The 13,806-nt window shown below is 70.6% G+C and carries 11 protein-coding genes; 4 read left to right on the top strand and 7 right to left on the bottom strand.

Features of this window, described 5'->3' with window-relative positions; translation table 11 throughout:
* Positions 1 to 439: 439 nt before the first annotated feature.
* The 4 genes from ACLJQF_RS42045 to ACLJQF_RS42060 all read right to left on the bottom strand — a co-directional run bounded on the left by ACLJQF_RS42045 (position 440) and on the right by ACLJQF_RS42060 (position 7,585).
* The gene (locus tag ACLJQF_RS42045; protein ID WP_410615897.1) at positions 440 to 1,477 is read right to left on the bottom strand and encodes a 3-isopropylmalate dehydrogenase; all 1,038 of its coding nucleotides are present in this window, start codon (positions 1,475 to 1,477) and stop codon (positions 440 to 442) included.
* 227 nt (positions 1,478 to 1,704) lie between these two features.
* On the bottom strand, positions 1,705 to 5,067 hold the full coding sequence (locus tag ACLJQF_RS42050) for a S8 family serine peptidase (protein ID WP_410615898.1): 3,363 nt from the start codon (positions 5,065 to 5,067) through the stop codon (positions 1,705 to 1,707).
* A gap of 230 nt (positions 5,068 to 5,297) precedes the next feature.
* Positions 5,298 to 6,896 (bottom strand): phosphoglycerate dehydrogenase, encoded by a 1,599-nt coding sequence (gene serA, locus ACLJQF_RS42055; protein WP_410615899.1) that lies wholly within the window; start codon positions 6,894 to 6,896, stop codon positions 5,298 to 5,300.
* A gap of 125 nt (positions 6,897 to 7,021) precedes the next feature.
* Complete coding sequence (locus ACLJQF_RS42060) at positions 7,022 to 7,585, bottom strand: TetR/AcrR family transcriptional regulator (RefSeq protein ID WP_410615900.1); 564 nt, start codon at positions 7,583 to 7,585, stop codon at positions 7,022 to 7,024.
* 88 nt (positions 7,586 to 7,673) lie between these two features.
* Here ACLJQF_RS42060 and ACLJQF_RS42065 point away from each other — a divergent pair, with 88 nt between their 5' ends.
* The 4 genes from ACLJQF_RS42065 to ACLJQF_RS42080 all read left to right on the top strand — a co-directional run bounded on the left by ACLJQF_RS42065 (position 7,674) and on the right by ACLJQF_RS42080 (position 11,930).
* Positions 7,674 to 8,573: a TIGR03620 family F420-dependent LLM class oxidoreductase gene (locus ACLJQF_RS42065; protein WP_410615901.1), complete on the top strand. Its 900-nt coding sequence runs from the start codon at positions 7,674 to 7,676 to the stop codon at positions 8,571 to 8,573.
* Positions 8,570 to 9,394, top strand: a complete 825-nt coding sequence (locus tag ACLJQF_RS42070) for a TIGR03620 family F420-dependent LLM class oxidoreductase (protein WP_410615902.1) — start codon at positions 8,570 to 8,572, stop codon at positions 9,392 to 9,394. Before ACLJQF_RS42065 ends, ACLJQF_RS42070 begins: the two co-directional genes overlap by 4 nt.
* 284 nt (positions 9,395 to 9,678) lie before the next feature.
* Positions 9,679 to 10,995: an ankyrin repeat domain-containing protein gene (locus tag ACLJQF_RS42075; protein ID WP_410615903.1), complete on the top strand. Its 1,317-nt coding sequence runs from the start codon at positions 9,679 to 9,681 to the stop codon at positions 10,993 to 10,995.
* A gap of 71 nt (positions 10,996 to 11,066) precedes the next feature.
* Complete coding sequence (locus ACLJQF_RS42080) at positions 11,067 to 11,930, top strand: nuclear transport factor 2 family protein (RefSeq protein ID WP_410615904.1); 864 nt, start codon at positions 11,067 to 11,069, stop codon at positions 11,928 to 11,930.
* Here the strand turns inward: ACLJQF_RS42080 and ACLJQF_RS42085 are convergent.
* The 3 genes from ACLJQF_RS42085 to ilvN all read right to left on the bottom strand — a co-directional run bounded on the left by ACLJQF_RS42085 (position 11,927) and on the right by ilvN (position 13,806).
* Complete coding sequence (locus ACLJQF_RS42085; protein ID WP_410615905.1) at positions 11,927 to 12,181, bottom strand: DUF397 domain-containing protein; 255 nt, start codon at positions 12,179 to 12,181, stop codon at positions 11,927 to 11,929. The genes ACLJQF_RS42080 and ACLJQF_RS42085 overlap by 4 nt on opposite strands.
* 73 nt (positions 12,182 to 12,254) lie before the next feature.
* The gene (gene ilvC, locus ACLJQF_RS42090; protein WP_410615906.1) at positions 12,255 to 13,268 is read right to left on the bottom strand and encodes a ketol-acid reductoisomerase; all 1,014 of its coding nucleotides are present in this window, start codon (positions 13,266 to 13,268) and stop codon (positions 12,255 to 12,257) included.
* 31 nt (positions 13,269 to 13,299) lie between these two features.
* Positions 13,300 to 13,806 (bottom strand): acetolactate synthase small subunit, encoded by a 507-nt coding sequence (gene ilvN / locus ACLJQF_RS42095; RefSeq protein WP_086842284.1) that lies wholly within the window; start codon positions 13,804 to 13,806, stop codon positions 13,300 to 13,302.

Below are 13,806 nucleotides of genomic sequence, written 5' to 3' on the forward strand. Positions count from 1 at the left end.
CAGCAGATGCCCTCTCACTTAAGGTCTGTTTGTTCCCTAGACAAGAACAATCATCCCAGGTCAGAGGGCATCTGCCCGTTTACGACATACCCCCGGCCAGCACATTCACCGGTGGATCCGGGTCCGAAGCCCTGAATGACTCATTCAAGACACCGCGGCCACACCAGCGCCACCGAAACCGCCCCCTTCGGACCCGCCCCCTCGACTTTGCCGAAACCCTGGCCACCCCGCGGGGGCGCCCCCCGGGTCCAGCGTATCGGCGCAGACCGACCAAAACCGGCCGGAAATCCGTTCGGCAGCCGGCTTGTCCACACCATGGCGGCGCTGTGGACAACCGGCCGCCGACGGTGTGCGGCAGAGGGCTGAGGTGAGCACCCACCCGCAAGCACGAAAAAGCCCCGCACCCCAAACCAGGGCGCGGGGCTTCCCGAAACAAGAATCAGCCGGTGCGCACGTTCGACGAAACCAGGGCCGCCAGCCGGTCCCCGATCGCCTGCGTGGCTCCCGGCGAAGCCTGGTCCCGCGTGGCCAGGTCGAACGCCACCGACGCCTCGATCCGCCGCGCCGATTCCTTCTGCCCCAGGTGGTCCAGCAGCAGCGCCACCGACAGGACCGCCGCCGTCGGGTCGGCCAGTCCCTGGCCCGCGATGTCCGGCGCCGAACCGTGGACCGGCTCGAACATGCTCGGGTTGCGGCGGGTCATGTCCAGGTTGCCGCTGGCCGCGAGGCCGATTCCGCCCGTCACCGCGGCCGCGAGGTCGGTGATGATGTCGCCGAACAGGTTGTCCGTCACGATCACGTCGAACCGGGACGGGTCCGTCACCAGGTGGATGGTCGCTGCGTCCACATGCGAATACGCGACCGTCACGTCCGGGTGCTCCAGCGAGACCTCTTCGACGATCCGCGACCACAGCGACCCGGCGAACGAGAGCACGTTGGTCTTGTGCACCAGCGTCAGGTGCTTGCGCGGCCGGGCCTCGGCGCGGCTGAACGCGTCCGCCACCACGCGCCGGACGCCGAACGCCGTGTTGACGCTGACCTCCGTCGCGATTTCGTGCTCGGTGTCCTTGCGGATCAGGCCGCCGGTACCCGCGTACGGGCCTTCGGTGCCTTCGCGCACGACGACCATGTCGACGTCGCCCGCGTCCGCCAGCGGCCCCCGGACACCCGGGTAGAGCCGCGCCGGGCGCAGGTTGACGTGGTGGTCCATCTCGAACCGCAGGCGCAGCAGCAGGCCGCGCTCCAGGATCCCGCTCGGCACCGACGGGTCGCCGACCGCGCCCAGCAGGATCGCGTCGTGCTGGCGGAGCTCGCCGAGGACCGACTCCGGGAGCAGCTCGCCGGTCGAGTGCCATCGCGCGGCGCCGAGGTCGTAGTTCGTGATCTCCGCCGTCGGTACTACTTCGCCGAGCACCTTCAGCGCCTCGGAGACCACCTCGGGCCCGATCCCGTCTCCTGGGATCACCGCGAGCCGCATCCACACACCTCCGTCGACCGGACCACCGGCGCACCGATGGCCCACCGCAACAAAACGCCAGCAGCCGGAAGGTTACCGGCCGTAGACAAACCGCCGTAGCCGCACCACCCTTATGCCGCATCCTCCCACGAGGTGAGACACCCAATCGGGTGAACGCAAGCGGGGCGCCCCCGGCGGAAATCCGCCGGAGACGCCCCTGTTCCTGCACAAATCGATCTTGCCGCGGACTAGCGGTGACCAGCCCCGATCGGCTGACGCTCGTTCCCCGGCCGGGCGCCCTGCGAAGCGTCCACCTTGACCACGTTCGCCCGGTTGCCCGCGGCGTTGTGGTGCTCGATGGCCAGCAGCCCAAGGGCGTTGTCGGCCGCGACCGACGCCGCGTTCCGGGTCACGACCAGCGCCGTCCCCGGCTTCGCGACGTAGCCCAGCGCGGCATCGCCGCCGCCCTGCACCGCGTAGCCCGGTGCGAGCGCGTCGAACGACAGCGGCGTGCCGACGTAGTCGATCAGCCCGTTCGTGGTGCCCGGCGCGACGTAGAAGCCGCTGACGCCCACCGTGTAGGAGATCCGGTGGGACTCGGCGTTCGCGTCGATGCCCAGCGCGGCCAGCGAAACCGGCAGCGTGAGCACGTTCGTGTCGAACACGTTGGTGTCGACGTCGCCGAGCTGCCCGTTGACCGCCTGGACGTCGACGGTCGGGAAGCCCGGGGTCAGCGCGACCGTGTTGGCCAGGAGGACGTCGGTCGACGTCGCCTTGGTCACGTAGGTCTCGAAGTCCGGCTGCCCGTCCCCGGTGGTGTCGATGTCGACGAACGGCGAAGTGTTGCTGCCGATGTTCGCCCAGTCACCCCAGGTGGACAGGCCGAAAGCGAGGATCGCGTTCTCCGGCTCACCCTGGGCCTTCGCCAGCGGAGCGGTCGAAGCCGCGCCGATGTAGCGGAGGTCGCCGCCCTTGGCCGTCTTGTTCAGCGTGCAGTCGGTGACCACGTCCGCGTCGCACTCGGGCAGCTGCGGGGACTCCGCCTGCAGCTCGAGCACGCTGATCAGCGAGCGGTACCGCTGCGCGCCGCTGCCCTGGTCGACGCCCTTGCCGGTCAGGTTGAGCACGGCCTGGGTGGCGTCCGGGGTGAACTTCACCGACGGCGGCGTCGAAATCGTCGACACCGGCTTCGGCGCGGCGTAGACCGACACCCGCAGCGGCACCTTGGCCCCGCTGACCGGGGTGAAGGCGACGCGCCCGGAGGCGTCCGCGACGAACTGCCGGGCCAGGCCGGCCTGGGTGGCCTGCATGGTCGGGTCCATGACCTTGCGCAGCGCCTTGGGGTCGGTGATCTTCAGCGTCACCTTCACCTTGGCGGTGCCGCGCGGGGTCAGCTTCACCGACGGCTTGTCCACTGTGTACTCGACACCCGGCAGCGCGTTGACCGCCTGGTAGGCGACCGAGTACTCGGCCGGCGTGACGCCCTTGTTGACCAGCTTGATCGTCTTCGACAGCGTCACCGGACCGGACGCCTCGACCGTGCCGAAGCTGACGCTGACCGCGCCCGGGTCGTCGACGACGTAGGCGAGCACCTGGTTGTCCAGCGCGGCCTTCGCGTCGATCCGGCCGCTGCCGACGCGCTGCGGCGCGTAGGTGTGGCCCGCGCCGTCGGAGACGTCGTGGCCGGCGGTGTCGATCACCGACGCCTTGACCTCCTCGACCGACCAGTCGGGGTGCGACTGGCGGATCAGCGCGGTGATGCCCGCAGTGTGCGGGGCGGCCATCGACGTGCCCGAGAGCACGGTCCGGCCGTTGCCGCTGCCGCGGAACGCCGAGGTGATCGTGTCACCGGGGGCGGCCACGTCCGGCTTGAGGGCCGGGCCGCGGGTGCCGCGCGAGGTGAACGAGCTCGGGGTGTCCACGATCGTCTTGTCGTAGGTCTGGATCGACGCGCGGCCGGTGCCGAAGAGCCGGACCTGCAGCGTGCCCGCGGTCAGCGCCGCGCGCAGCGTCTTCGTGGCGGACCCGGTGAACTGGAAGACCGGGATGGCCGCGTTGCCCGCGATGCCCGCGCTGAAGTGCTCCAAAGTGGACGAGAGGAGCGCACCCTTCGCCCCGGCGGCCTGCGCGTTGTTGGAACGGGCGGCCGAACCGCAGGCGCGGGTCGAGTCGTTGTCGTCCCACTCCAGCCAGACGAACTTGCCCGCCGCCTTCGCCTTGTCGCCGGCGGAGTACGGCGCGCAGCCCGCGGCGTTCGCCGCCGACAGGGCGACGACCGGCGCGGTCAGGTTCAGCGTGTCGTAGCCGGTGTAGTTCTGGCTGTACTGGCCGGTCTTCTGGCCCGCGGCCGTCGTCGGGGCCTTGACCTCGGCGGCGTCGCGCAGGATGCCCGCGTCGCGCGTGCTGGCGACGGTGAGCGCCTCGGGGGTGTTGCCCGGGGAGCCGGCGATGTCGTTGATGTCGCCGCCGTTGCCCGCGGAGATCACCGGCAGCACGTTGTTCGCGGCGAGCTTGCGCACGAACAGCGAGTCCGGGTCGTCCGGCGCGCCGAAGTCGGAGCCGAGCGAGAGGTTGACGATGTCGAGGTGGTCGGTGAAGTCGCCGTCGCCGTCCGGGTCGAGCGCCCAGTCCAGCGCCTGCGAGGTGACGTTCGTCGAGCCCGTGCAGCCGAACACCTTGATGGCGTAGAGGAGCGACTTCGGCGCCGTGCCCGGGCCGATCTGCATCGCGTCGACCTTCTTGGCGTCCAGCTTCTTGTAGTCGCCCTTGAAGGTCTTGCCGTCGGCGGTGATGCCGAAGCCGCCGATGGTGCCGGCGACGTGCGTGCCGTGCTCGCCGCAGGCCAGCGGGTTCGGGTCCGGCTTCGGGGTGGTCTTGCCGGCCGTCGCGGCGTCGTAGTCGTCGCCGACGAGGTCGGTGCCGCCGACGACCTTGGCGCTCGGGAAGAGCGGGGTCGGCTTGGTGGAATCGACGCTCTTGTAGGCGGCCTGCGTGCCGGGGCCACCGAAGTCGGCGTGGGTGTAGTCGATGCCGTCGTCGATGACGCCGACGCGGACGCCGTCGCCGAACTTGCCGGTCTGCTGCCACGCCGCGAGGGTGTTGGTCAGCTGCTCGGCGCTGGCGTTGGTGCGGCTCTTCGGCACGACCGTGCGGATCGCGACGACGTCGGCCCGCTTCGCGACCTCACGCAGCTTCGCGGCGTCGGCGGTGACGACCACGCCGGGAACGGCGTTGGCGGTCTGGGTGACGACCTGCGGCTTGGCGTCGGCGGCGCGCAGCTGGCCGACGACCGAGTCCACCGCGGCGGCGGTGTCGGCCTTGGCGGCCTTGGCGGCCCGCTTGGCCTGTTCCTTGCCCTGCGGCTCCGCGGCCGTGAACGCGTCGACGGCCGGCTTCTTGGCCAGCTCGACGAACGCGGTGACCCGGCCCTGCGCGGCCCCCAGACGCGGCGACAGCTTTCCCTGCAGCTTCGCGTCGTCGATCTTGGCGGGTGCGACGCCGTCGGCGAGCGGCGCATCGGCTGCGCTCGCGACCGGCGCCCCGAGCGCGGCCGCCAAAACGACGGCGAAGGCCGCCGTCGTGGCGCGCGCGGGGAGGCGGGATCTGCTCATGAGTCGGCCCCTTACTCGAGGTCTGGACCCGAACCTGCCTGCCGCTCCTGACACCCCCGACGGTGAAGCGCGGCGCAGCGTCATGCCCTCGACGACGCGTGGTTCGACCTCGCGGGGAGAACCTAATGCCCCAAAACACCTACTTACGTAGGCAAAGGACTCCGTTATGTAGTTGTGATTGCGCACGAAGGCCCCCTGCCGGGTGACAGGGGGCCTTCGAAAGTGTTACGTCAGTTGAAATCGACAGCACGGATCGTGTGCGCCCCGACCGAGGCGCCGATCGGCTCCAGCAGGTGCGCGTCGATGTGGCGGTCGACGCGCAGCAGCATCACCGCGTCCGAGCCGTCCGTGGTCTGGCTGATCTGGGCGGCCTCGATGTTGATGCCGGCCTCGCCGAGCAGCGTGCCGACCCGGCCCATCACGCCCGGCCGGTCCGGGTACTCGACCAGCAGCACGGTGCCCTCGGCCCGCAGGTCGAAGCCGCGGCCGTTGACCTCGACCAGCTTCTCGACCTCGTCCAGGCCGGTCACCGAACCGGACACGGTCAGCACCGCGCCGTCGGCGTGCACCGCGCGCACGGTGACCAGGCTGCGGAACTTGGGGCTCTCCGGCTCGGTCTCCAGCTCGACCTGCACGCCCAGCTTCTGCGCCAGCTGCGGCGCGTTGACGAAGGTGACCTGGTCCTCGACCACGCCGGTGAACACCCCGCGCAGCGCCGCCAGCTGCAGCACGCCGGTGTCCTCGCTGGAGATCTCGCCCTTGACCTGCACGGTCACCGACGTCGGCGACGTCGGGTTGAGCGCCGTCAGCAGCTGGCCCAGCTTCTGGACCAGCGACAGGTACGGGCGGACGTGCTCGCCGACCGCGCCGCCGCCGGAGACGTTCACCGCGTCCGGCACGAAGTCGCCGCGCAGGGCCAGCAGCACCGACTTCGCGACGTCGGTGCCCGCGCGGTCCTGCGCCTCGGCCGTGGAGGCGCCCAGGTGCGGCGTCACGACGACGTTCTCCAGGTTGAACAGCGGGCTCGACGTGGTCGGCTCGGTGACGAAGACGTCGACGCCGGCGCCACCGACGTGGCCCGAGCGCAGCGCGTCGGCCAGATCCTCTTCGACGATGAGCCCGCCACGGGCGGCGTTGACGATGATGACGCCCGGCTTGGTCTTCTTCAGCGCCTCGGCGTCGATGAGGCCCTTGGTTTCCGGGGTCTTCGGCAGGTGGATGGAGATGGCGTCGGCGCGGGTCAGCAGCTCGTCGAGGGTGACGAGCTCGATGCCCAGCTGCGCGGCGCGGGCGGCCGAGACGTAGGGGTCGTAGGCGATGAGGTGCGTGTCGAAGGCGGCGAGGCGCTGGGCGAACAGCTGGCCGATCTTGCCGAGGCCGACCACACCGACGGTCTTGCCCTGCAGTTCGACGCCGGAGAACGAGCTGCGCTTCCACTCGCCGCCGCGGAGGCTCTGGTCGGCGGCCGGGATCCGGCGCGCGACCGACAGCAGCAGGGCGACGGCGTGCTCGGCGGCGGAGACGATGTTCGACGTCGGCGCGTTGACGACCAGGACGCCGCGCTCGGTCGCGGCGGGCACCTCGACGTTGTCGAGGCCGACGCCGGCCCGGGCGACGACCTTGAGCTGCGTGGTGGCCGCGAAGACCTCGGCGTCGACCTTGGTGGCGGAGCGGACCAGCAGCGCGTCGGCGCTCTTCACCGCCTCGAGCAGCGCGGACCGGTCCGTGCCGTCGACGTGCCGGACCTCCACCTCGTCACCGAAGACGCTCAGAACGGAGGGGGCGAGCTTTTCCGCGATGAGGACGACGGGCTTGCTGGGCTTGCTCACGATACGGCTCCCACTATCTGGTCACTTCCAGGACGCTCTGTGTCGACAAACGGTCAAAGCACGTCGTTGTGCCCCGGTCGAGCCGGAGTTTAACGCGCGCGCCGGACCTGTGGCGTCGTCTGGTGTTAACTCGCCCGCAATCCCTCGAAAACAAGAGCCAGCAGCCGCTGCATGCCCCCTTCACCGGGCAGGTGCCCACCCGCCCAGGATGCCGCGTGCAGCAACAGAAGCAGTTCTTCGGCCGTGACGTCCCCGCGGAGTTCGCCCGCACGCTTCGCACGTTCCACTAGCTGGGAACCGACGCCGCGCATTGCGTGGCACGACTCGTACAACCGGGACGATTCGTCGTTCAGCGCGTCGGCGGTGAGCTCGACCAGACCGCGGAAGGTGCCGGTGGCGTCCCCGAGCCCGGCGAGCCACGAGTGCAGGGCGTTCAGCGGCTCCGGGTGGACGAGCAGTTCGCGGGCCCGCTCGGCCTGGGCGTCGAACCGGGCGCGGAGCAACGTCTCGAGCAGCGCGTCCCGGGTCGGGAAATGCCGGTAGAGCGTGCCGATGCCCACCCCGGCGCGGCGCGCGATGTCTTCCAGGGACGCGTCGACGCCGTGTTCGGCGAAGGCGCGTTGCGCTTCTTCGAGGAGGCGCTCGTAGTTGCGGCGGGCGTCCGCGCGCATCGGTTTGACGTCGGTCATCGCACTCCCGACCCTACCGGGTAGCCAATCGGAGGCTGCCTCCGTATATTAACCGGAGGCAGCCTCAGCTTACTGGAGGGACTCGAGGATGACCCTGATCGACGACACGCGGACCCGGCTCGGCGCCATCGGCGCCTGGCTGCCGAGCGCCCCACTGGCCCCACCCCCGGACGTCGAGCGCGCGGCGACGCGCCGGCTCGCCGACGCCGGCTACCGCTCGGTCTGGAGCGGCGAAGGACCCGGCACCCGGGAGGTGTTCGCCCACTTCGGCGACCTCCTGGCCACGGTGCCGGACGTCGTGCTCGGTACCGGCATCGCGAACACCTGGCTGCGGCGCGGGACGACCGCGTACAAGGGTGGGGCGACGCTCGCCCAGGCTCACCCGGGCCGGTTCGTGCTCGGCGTCGGCGTCGGGCACTCGTTCCAGGCCGCGAAACTCGGCGAGGAGTACCGGCCGCTCGACCGGATGCGGGCTTACCTGTCCGAAATGGACACCGCGGCCGCCGAAAACCCGGCGCCGGTGGCATTTCCCCGGGTGCTGGCCGCCGTCGGGCCGAAGATGCTGGCCCTCTCCCGCGACCACGCGGACGGCGCGCACCCGTTCGCCCAGCCGGTCTCGCACACGCCGTACGCCCGGGAAATCCTCGGGCCGGACAAGCTGCTGATCCCGCAGCAGACCGTGCTGCTCGGCAGCCGCGAGGACGCTCGAGAGAGTGTCCGGCGCCGGGTGGCGCAGTCGCGGGAGTACTCCGTCACCGTTTACCTCGCGGGCTGGAAGCGGCTCGGCTACACCGACGCCGACATCGCCGGGCCGAGCGACCGGTTCGTCGACGACCTCGTGCTCTGGGGTGACGCCGCGACCATCGCGAAACGCCTCGGCGAACTCCTCGACGCGGGCGCGGACCACGTGCTGCTGACGCCGTCCGCACCCGCGTTCGAGTCCACTGTGGAAACCCTGCTCGAGCTGGCTCCGGAGGTGACCCGATGAGCGTCGGGATCTGGCGGTTCTTCGACGGCGCCCCGATCGGCGCGCTCCGCGAAACGGCCGCCGAGGTGGAGGAACTCGGCTTCGACGCGATCTGGTTCGGCGAGTACGCCGGCCGGGACGCGTTCACGCAGGCGGCGCTGATCCTGGCGGCGACGTCGAAGCTGACGGTGGCCACCGGGATCGCGCGGTTCGACCGCCGCGCGCCGATCACCGCGGAGGCGGCGATCCGGGCGCTCGGCGAGGCCTACCCGGGCCGGTTCGTCGCCGGCCTCGGCGGCCACTTCCCGGGCGCGCGGCCTCTCGGCGCAATCCGCGAATACCTGGACGGGATGGACGAGGCCGAGCTGCCGGGCCTGCCACCGCCGTCGCCGCGGCCCCGGCGGCTGCTCGCGGCGCTCGGTCCCCGCGTTCTGGATCTGGCGGCCGAGCGCACCGACGGGGCGCACCCGTACTTCGTCCCGCCGGAGCACACGGCGGTCGCGCGGGAGCGGCTCGGCCCGGGCAAGTACCTGGCGGTCGAGCAGGCGGTGATCCTCGACGCCTCGCCGGAGGCCGCCCGCGAAGCGGCACGGGAGCACGCCGACCTGTACGTCCGGCAAGCCCCGCACCACCAGGCGAACCTGCGCCGCCTCGGCTTCACCGACGACGACCTCGCCGACGGCGGCAGCGACCGCCTGGTCGACGCCATCGTCGCGACCGGCGAGCAGGCGGCCGCGGCCCGGATCCAAGCCCACCTCGACGCGGGCGCCGACCACGTCTGCGTCCAGGTCCTGGCCCGCACCCCCAAGTCTTACCGCCTCCTGGCCGACCTCCGCCCGTGAGCGAAGAGTCGACTCGCGTGATCAGGAAGCCGACTCGCGTGATCAAAGCGACGACACGGCGAGGAGTCCAATCACGCGAGTCGACCCTCCAATCACGCGAGTCGACGCTCCAATCACGGGTGAGGACCTTCCTTCAGGCCGGGGTACGCTGGCGGGGCGCGGCAGGGGCCGCGTCCCGTCCGCGGAAAGGGCCGAGCCCACCCTCGCTTCACCGCACCACCAGCTCCGCACCTTCTTTCCTGCCCGGTGCCGGCGGACCACGGGCGACGAGGGAAGGAGGCACCATGGGCACGCTGCCCGCGAAACCCAGCCTGGACCAGCTCCGCAAGCGCGCGAAAGAACTCGCTCGCACCGAGAACGTCAAACTCGCCGAAGCGCAGTTCCGGATCGCCCGGGACCACGGCTTCCCGAGCTGGCCGAAACTCCAGGCGTACGTCCGCCGCGTCACCGAACACGGGGAAACCCTGCAGCACCCCTACCACCAGGACGTCGGCTACTACGCCGAGCGCGCGCTCGGCCTGCTCGCTTCGGCCGAGGACGACACGCCCGGCGCGAAGGAGCCGTTCGACCGCTGGCACCAGCCGCTCACCCGCGACGGCGCCCGCGCGGTCGTCGCCCGCGAGCACGGCTTCGCTTCCTGGAAGGCACTCCGCGACCACGTCAAGTCCCTTGTGGACAGTGGCGAGCCGTTCGCCCGCGCGTACCGGGCGATCGAGGCCCGTGATCCCGAGCGGCTCGAGGCACTGCTGGGCGAGTTCCCCGGACTCGTCGACGCGCGCGGCACCAACGGCAACGACCTGCTCGGCATGGCCGGTGCGACGCACGACGAGCGGCTCAGCCGGATCCTCCTCGACCACGGCGCCGACCCGGCCCGCGGCAACGTCCACGGCTGGACACCTCTGCACCAAGCCGCCTACAGCAACCTGCCGCTCCTGCTCGACCTGCTCCTGGAACACGGCGCCCCGGTCGCCGTCTCCGCCCGCGGCGACGGCGGCACTCCCCTGGTCGTCGCCCTGTTCTGGGGGCACCGTGAAGCCGCGGATAAGCTGGCCGAGCACAGCCGCGCGCCGGGCAACCTGCGGGTCGCGGCCGGGCTCGGCGACCTCGACGTCCTCGACGAGCTCCTGACGTCGGGCCGCGGCGGCGACCACCGGGGCTTTTACCGTCCCCACAGCGGTTTCCCGCCCTGGCAGCCGACGGACGACCCCGCCGAAGTCCGGGACGAAGCCCTCTCCTGGGCGGCGCGCAACAACCGCGCCGACGCGCTGAGAATGCTCGTCGTGAGGGGCGCCGACGTGAACGCCGACGTCTACCGCGGCACCGCGCTGGCGTGGGCGGCGGCGTCGGGCAAGCTCGACGCCGTCCGGACGCTGCTCGACCTCGGCGCCGACGTGAACTTCCGCGGCACGTTCGGCGGCCCGAACCACGGCGAAGGCGTCACGGCCCTGCACCTGGCGGCGCAGTCCGGGCACCTCGACGTCATCCGCGTCCTCGCCGAAAACGGCGCCGACCCCGGCGCGCGGGACGCGATCTTCGGCAGCACCCCGGAGCAGTGGGCGGAGGTGTGCGGGCAGCCGGCCGCGCGCGACCTGCTCCGCTAGACAACCGGAGTCAGTAGTCCGTATCGTCAGAGACGGACTACTGACTCCGGTTTGCTCTCTGGGAGGACCTCATGACCACACCCCGCGAGGTGTTCGCCGCGCTGTCCGACGGCATCAGCGAAGGAAGATGGGAGGAGCTTTCCGCGCTCTACGCCGAAGACGCCGTCGTCGAACACCCCCAGGCCGTGCCGCGGCCGACCCGCATCACCGGCCGCGCGACGGTCCACGAACGGTTCACCGGCGCCCTCGCCGGAACCCTGCGGCTCAAGCGCAAGAACGTCGTCGTGCACGAGACGACGGATCCCGAGGTGATCGTCGCCGAGTACGACTACGACGCCGAATCGGTGACGACCGGGCGGACCATCCCGACGGCCAACATCCAGATCCTGCGCGTCCGCGACGGCCTGATCGTCCATTCCCGCGACTACCACGACTACCTGCGGCTGGCCGTGATCCGCGACGGCGTCGACCAGCTGGCCAAGGCCTACGAGCAGGCGCCGCCGCGCGAACTGTCCCCGGTCACGCCGGAGGGCACGGGCACGGTGTTCGAGCGGCTCGTGCACGGCGTCGCCGGCGGGCGCTGGGACGAACTGCCGGAGCTGTACGCCGAGGAAACGCACGTCACGCACCCGTTCCTGCCGGGCTCCGGCGTGCTGCGCACCCGCGACGAGTTGCGGGCGCACTTCGCGGCGGGCAAGGCGCTGAACCCGGGGTTCGCCGTCGCGGACCTGGTCACCTACCAGGGCATCGATCCCGAAGTGCTGATCGGCGAGTTCGCTTACCAGGGCGACTTCGGCGGCCATGCGGTGCGGATCGCCAACATCTTCGCCATGCGGATCTCGGGCGGCCTGATCGTCGAATCCCGCGACTACGGCGACTACCTCGGCATCGCGGGCGACACCGGGCAGATCCCGGACCTGGCCGCGAAACTCTAGTTCTCGGGCAGGTCGAACTCGCCGTCGTGGACGCCCTTGAGGAACGCGTCCCATTCCGACGGGGTGAAGACCAGGACCACCCCACCGGGTTCCGTCGACTTCCGCATCGCGACGTAGGTGACGCCGTCGGTGTGTGGCACGAAGGCGTACTCGACAACCTCGTCGAGGGTGACGCCCGCAGGTTCACCCCGGATCCACTCGGCCCGGGCAAGGTCGAGGTGGTGCCGGATGTGCTCCTTGTCATCGGTCATGCGACCAGCGTAACGAGACCCCGAAGGGGACGCCCGGCAGCGAGCGTCCCCTTCGGCGTGGCACGAAAGATGGTCAGGCGGTCTCGGTGATCGGCCGGTCCACCCACGACATCAGGTCGCGCAGCTTCTTGCCGGTCGCCTCGATCGGGTGCTGGTTGCCCTGCTCCTCGAGCTTGGTGAAGTTCGGCCGGCCGGCCTCGTCCTCGGCGACCCATTCGCGGGCGAACGTGCCGTCCTGGATCTCGCCGAGGATCTTCTTCATCTCTTCCTTGACCGCCGGCGAGATGACGCGCGGGCCGCGGGTCAGGTCGCCGTACTCGGCGGTGTCGGAGATCGAGTAGCGCTGGCGCGCGATGCCGCCCTCGTACATGAGGTCGACGATCAGCTTCAGCTCGTGCAGCACCTCGAAGTAGGCGATCTCCGGGGCGTAGCCGGCCTCGGTGAGCACCTCGAAACCGGTCTGCACCAGCGCGGACGCGCCACCGCAGAGCACGGCCTGCTCGCCGAAGAGGTCGGTCTCGGTCTCCTCGGTGAACGTCGTCTTGATGACGCCGGCGCGGGCGCCACCGATGGCGGCCGCGTAGGAGAGGGCGAGCGCCTGGGCATTGCCGGAGGCGTCCTGCTCCACGGCGATGAGCGCCGGGACGCCCTTGCCGTCGACGAACTGGCGGCGGACCAGGTGGCCCGGGCCCTTCGGGGCGACCATCGCGACGTCGACGTTCGCCGGCGGCTTGATCAGGTCGTAGCGGATGTTGAAGCCGTGCCCGAAGAAGATCGCGTCGCCGTCGTTGAGGTTCGGCGCGATGTCCTGCTCGTAGATGTGGCGCTGCTTGGTGTCCGGCGCCAGGATCATGATCAGGTCGGCCTCGGCCGACGCCTCGGCCGGGGTGAGCACGCGCAGGCCCTGCTCCTCGGCCTTCGCCCGCGACTTGGACCCCTCGGGCAGGCCGATGCGGACGTCGACGCCGGAGTCGCGCAGGCTCAGCGAGTGGGCGTGGCCCTGGCTGCCGTAGCCGATGACAGCGACCTTGCGCCCCTGGATGATCGAGAGGTCGGCGTCGTCGTCGTAGAAAATTTCCACTGCCATGGGGGTACTGCTTCCTTTCCTGACTTACTTCTCAACGCGGTGATGTAGCGGTGATCGAACGGGCGCCGCGACCCACCGCGACCATGCCGGACTGCACGAGTTCGCGGATGCCATACGGCTCCAGCATCCGCAGCAGCGCACCGATCTTGTCCGACGTCCCGGTCGCCTCGACGGTGAGCGCCTCCGGGGACACGTCCACCACCTTCGCACGGAAGAGCTGGACGGTTTCGAGGACCTGGCTGCGCACGGTGTTGTCGGCGCGAACCTTCACGAGCAGCAGTTCACGCTGCACGGCGGTCGACTGCTCCAGCTCGACGATCTTGATCACGTTGACCAGCTTGTTGAGCTGCTTCGTCACCTGTTCGAGCGGTAGCTCTTCCACGGCGACCACGATCGTCATGCGGGACACCTCGGGGTTTTCCGTGGGCCCGACGGCGAGGGACTCGATGTTGAACCCGCGGCGGGAGAACAGGCCGGAGACGCGCGCGAGCACACCGGGCTTGTTCTCGACCAGGACACTCAGCGTGTGAACGGTCAT

Origin of the sequence: Amycolatopsis sp. lyj-109 (assembly GCF_046548995.1) — a bacterium.
Lineage (GTDB): Bacteria > Actinomycetota > Actinomycetes > Mycobacteriales > Pseudonocardiaceae > Amycolatopsis.

Excerpts from the sequence above, each read along its gene's own strand:
- ACLJQF_RS42065 (WP_410615901.1), top strand. The coding sequence starts at position 7,674 with ATGACCCTGATCGACGACACGCGGACCCGGCTCGGCGCCATCGGCGCC.
- ACLJQF_RS42060 (WP_410615900.1), bottom strand. The coding sequence starts at position 7,585 with ATGACCGACGTCAAACCGATGCGCGCGGACGCCCGCCGCAACTACGAG.
- ACLJQF_RS42080 (WP_410615904.1), top strand. The coding sequence starts at position 11,067 with ATGACCACACCCCGCGAGGTGTTCGCCGCGCTGTCCGACGGCATCAGC.
- ACLJQF_RS42050 (WP_410615898.1), bottom strand. The coding sequence starts at position 5,067 with ATGAGCAGATCCCGCCTCCCCGCGCGCGCCACGACGGCGGCCTTCGCC.
- ilvN (WP_086842284.1), bottom strand. The coding sequence starts at position 13,806 with ATGACCGTTCACACGCTGAGTGTCCTGGTCGAGAACAAGCCCGGTGTG.
- ilvC (WP_410615906.1), bottom strand. The coding sequence starts at position 13,268 with ATGGCAGTGGAAATTTTCTACGACGACGACGCCGACCTCTCGATCATC.
- ACLJQF_RS42045 (WP_410615897.1), bottom strand. The coding sequence starts at position 1,477 with ATGCGGCTCGCGGTGATCCCAGGAGACGGGATCGGGCCCGAGGTGGTC.
- ACLJQF_RS42075 (WP_410615903.1), top strand. The coding sequence starts at position 9,679 with ATGGGCACGCTGCCCGCGAAACCCAGCCTGGACCAGCTCCGCAAGCGC.
- ACLJQF_RS42070 (WP_410615902.1), top strand. The coding sequence starts at position 8,570 with ATGAGCGTCGGGATCTGGCGGTTCTTCGACGGCGCCCCGATCGGCGCG.
- ACLJQF_RS42085 (WP_410615905.1), bottom strand. The coding sequence starts at position 12,181 with ATGACCGATGACAAGGAGCACATCCGGCACCACCTCGACCTTGCCCGG.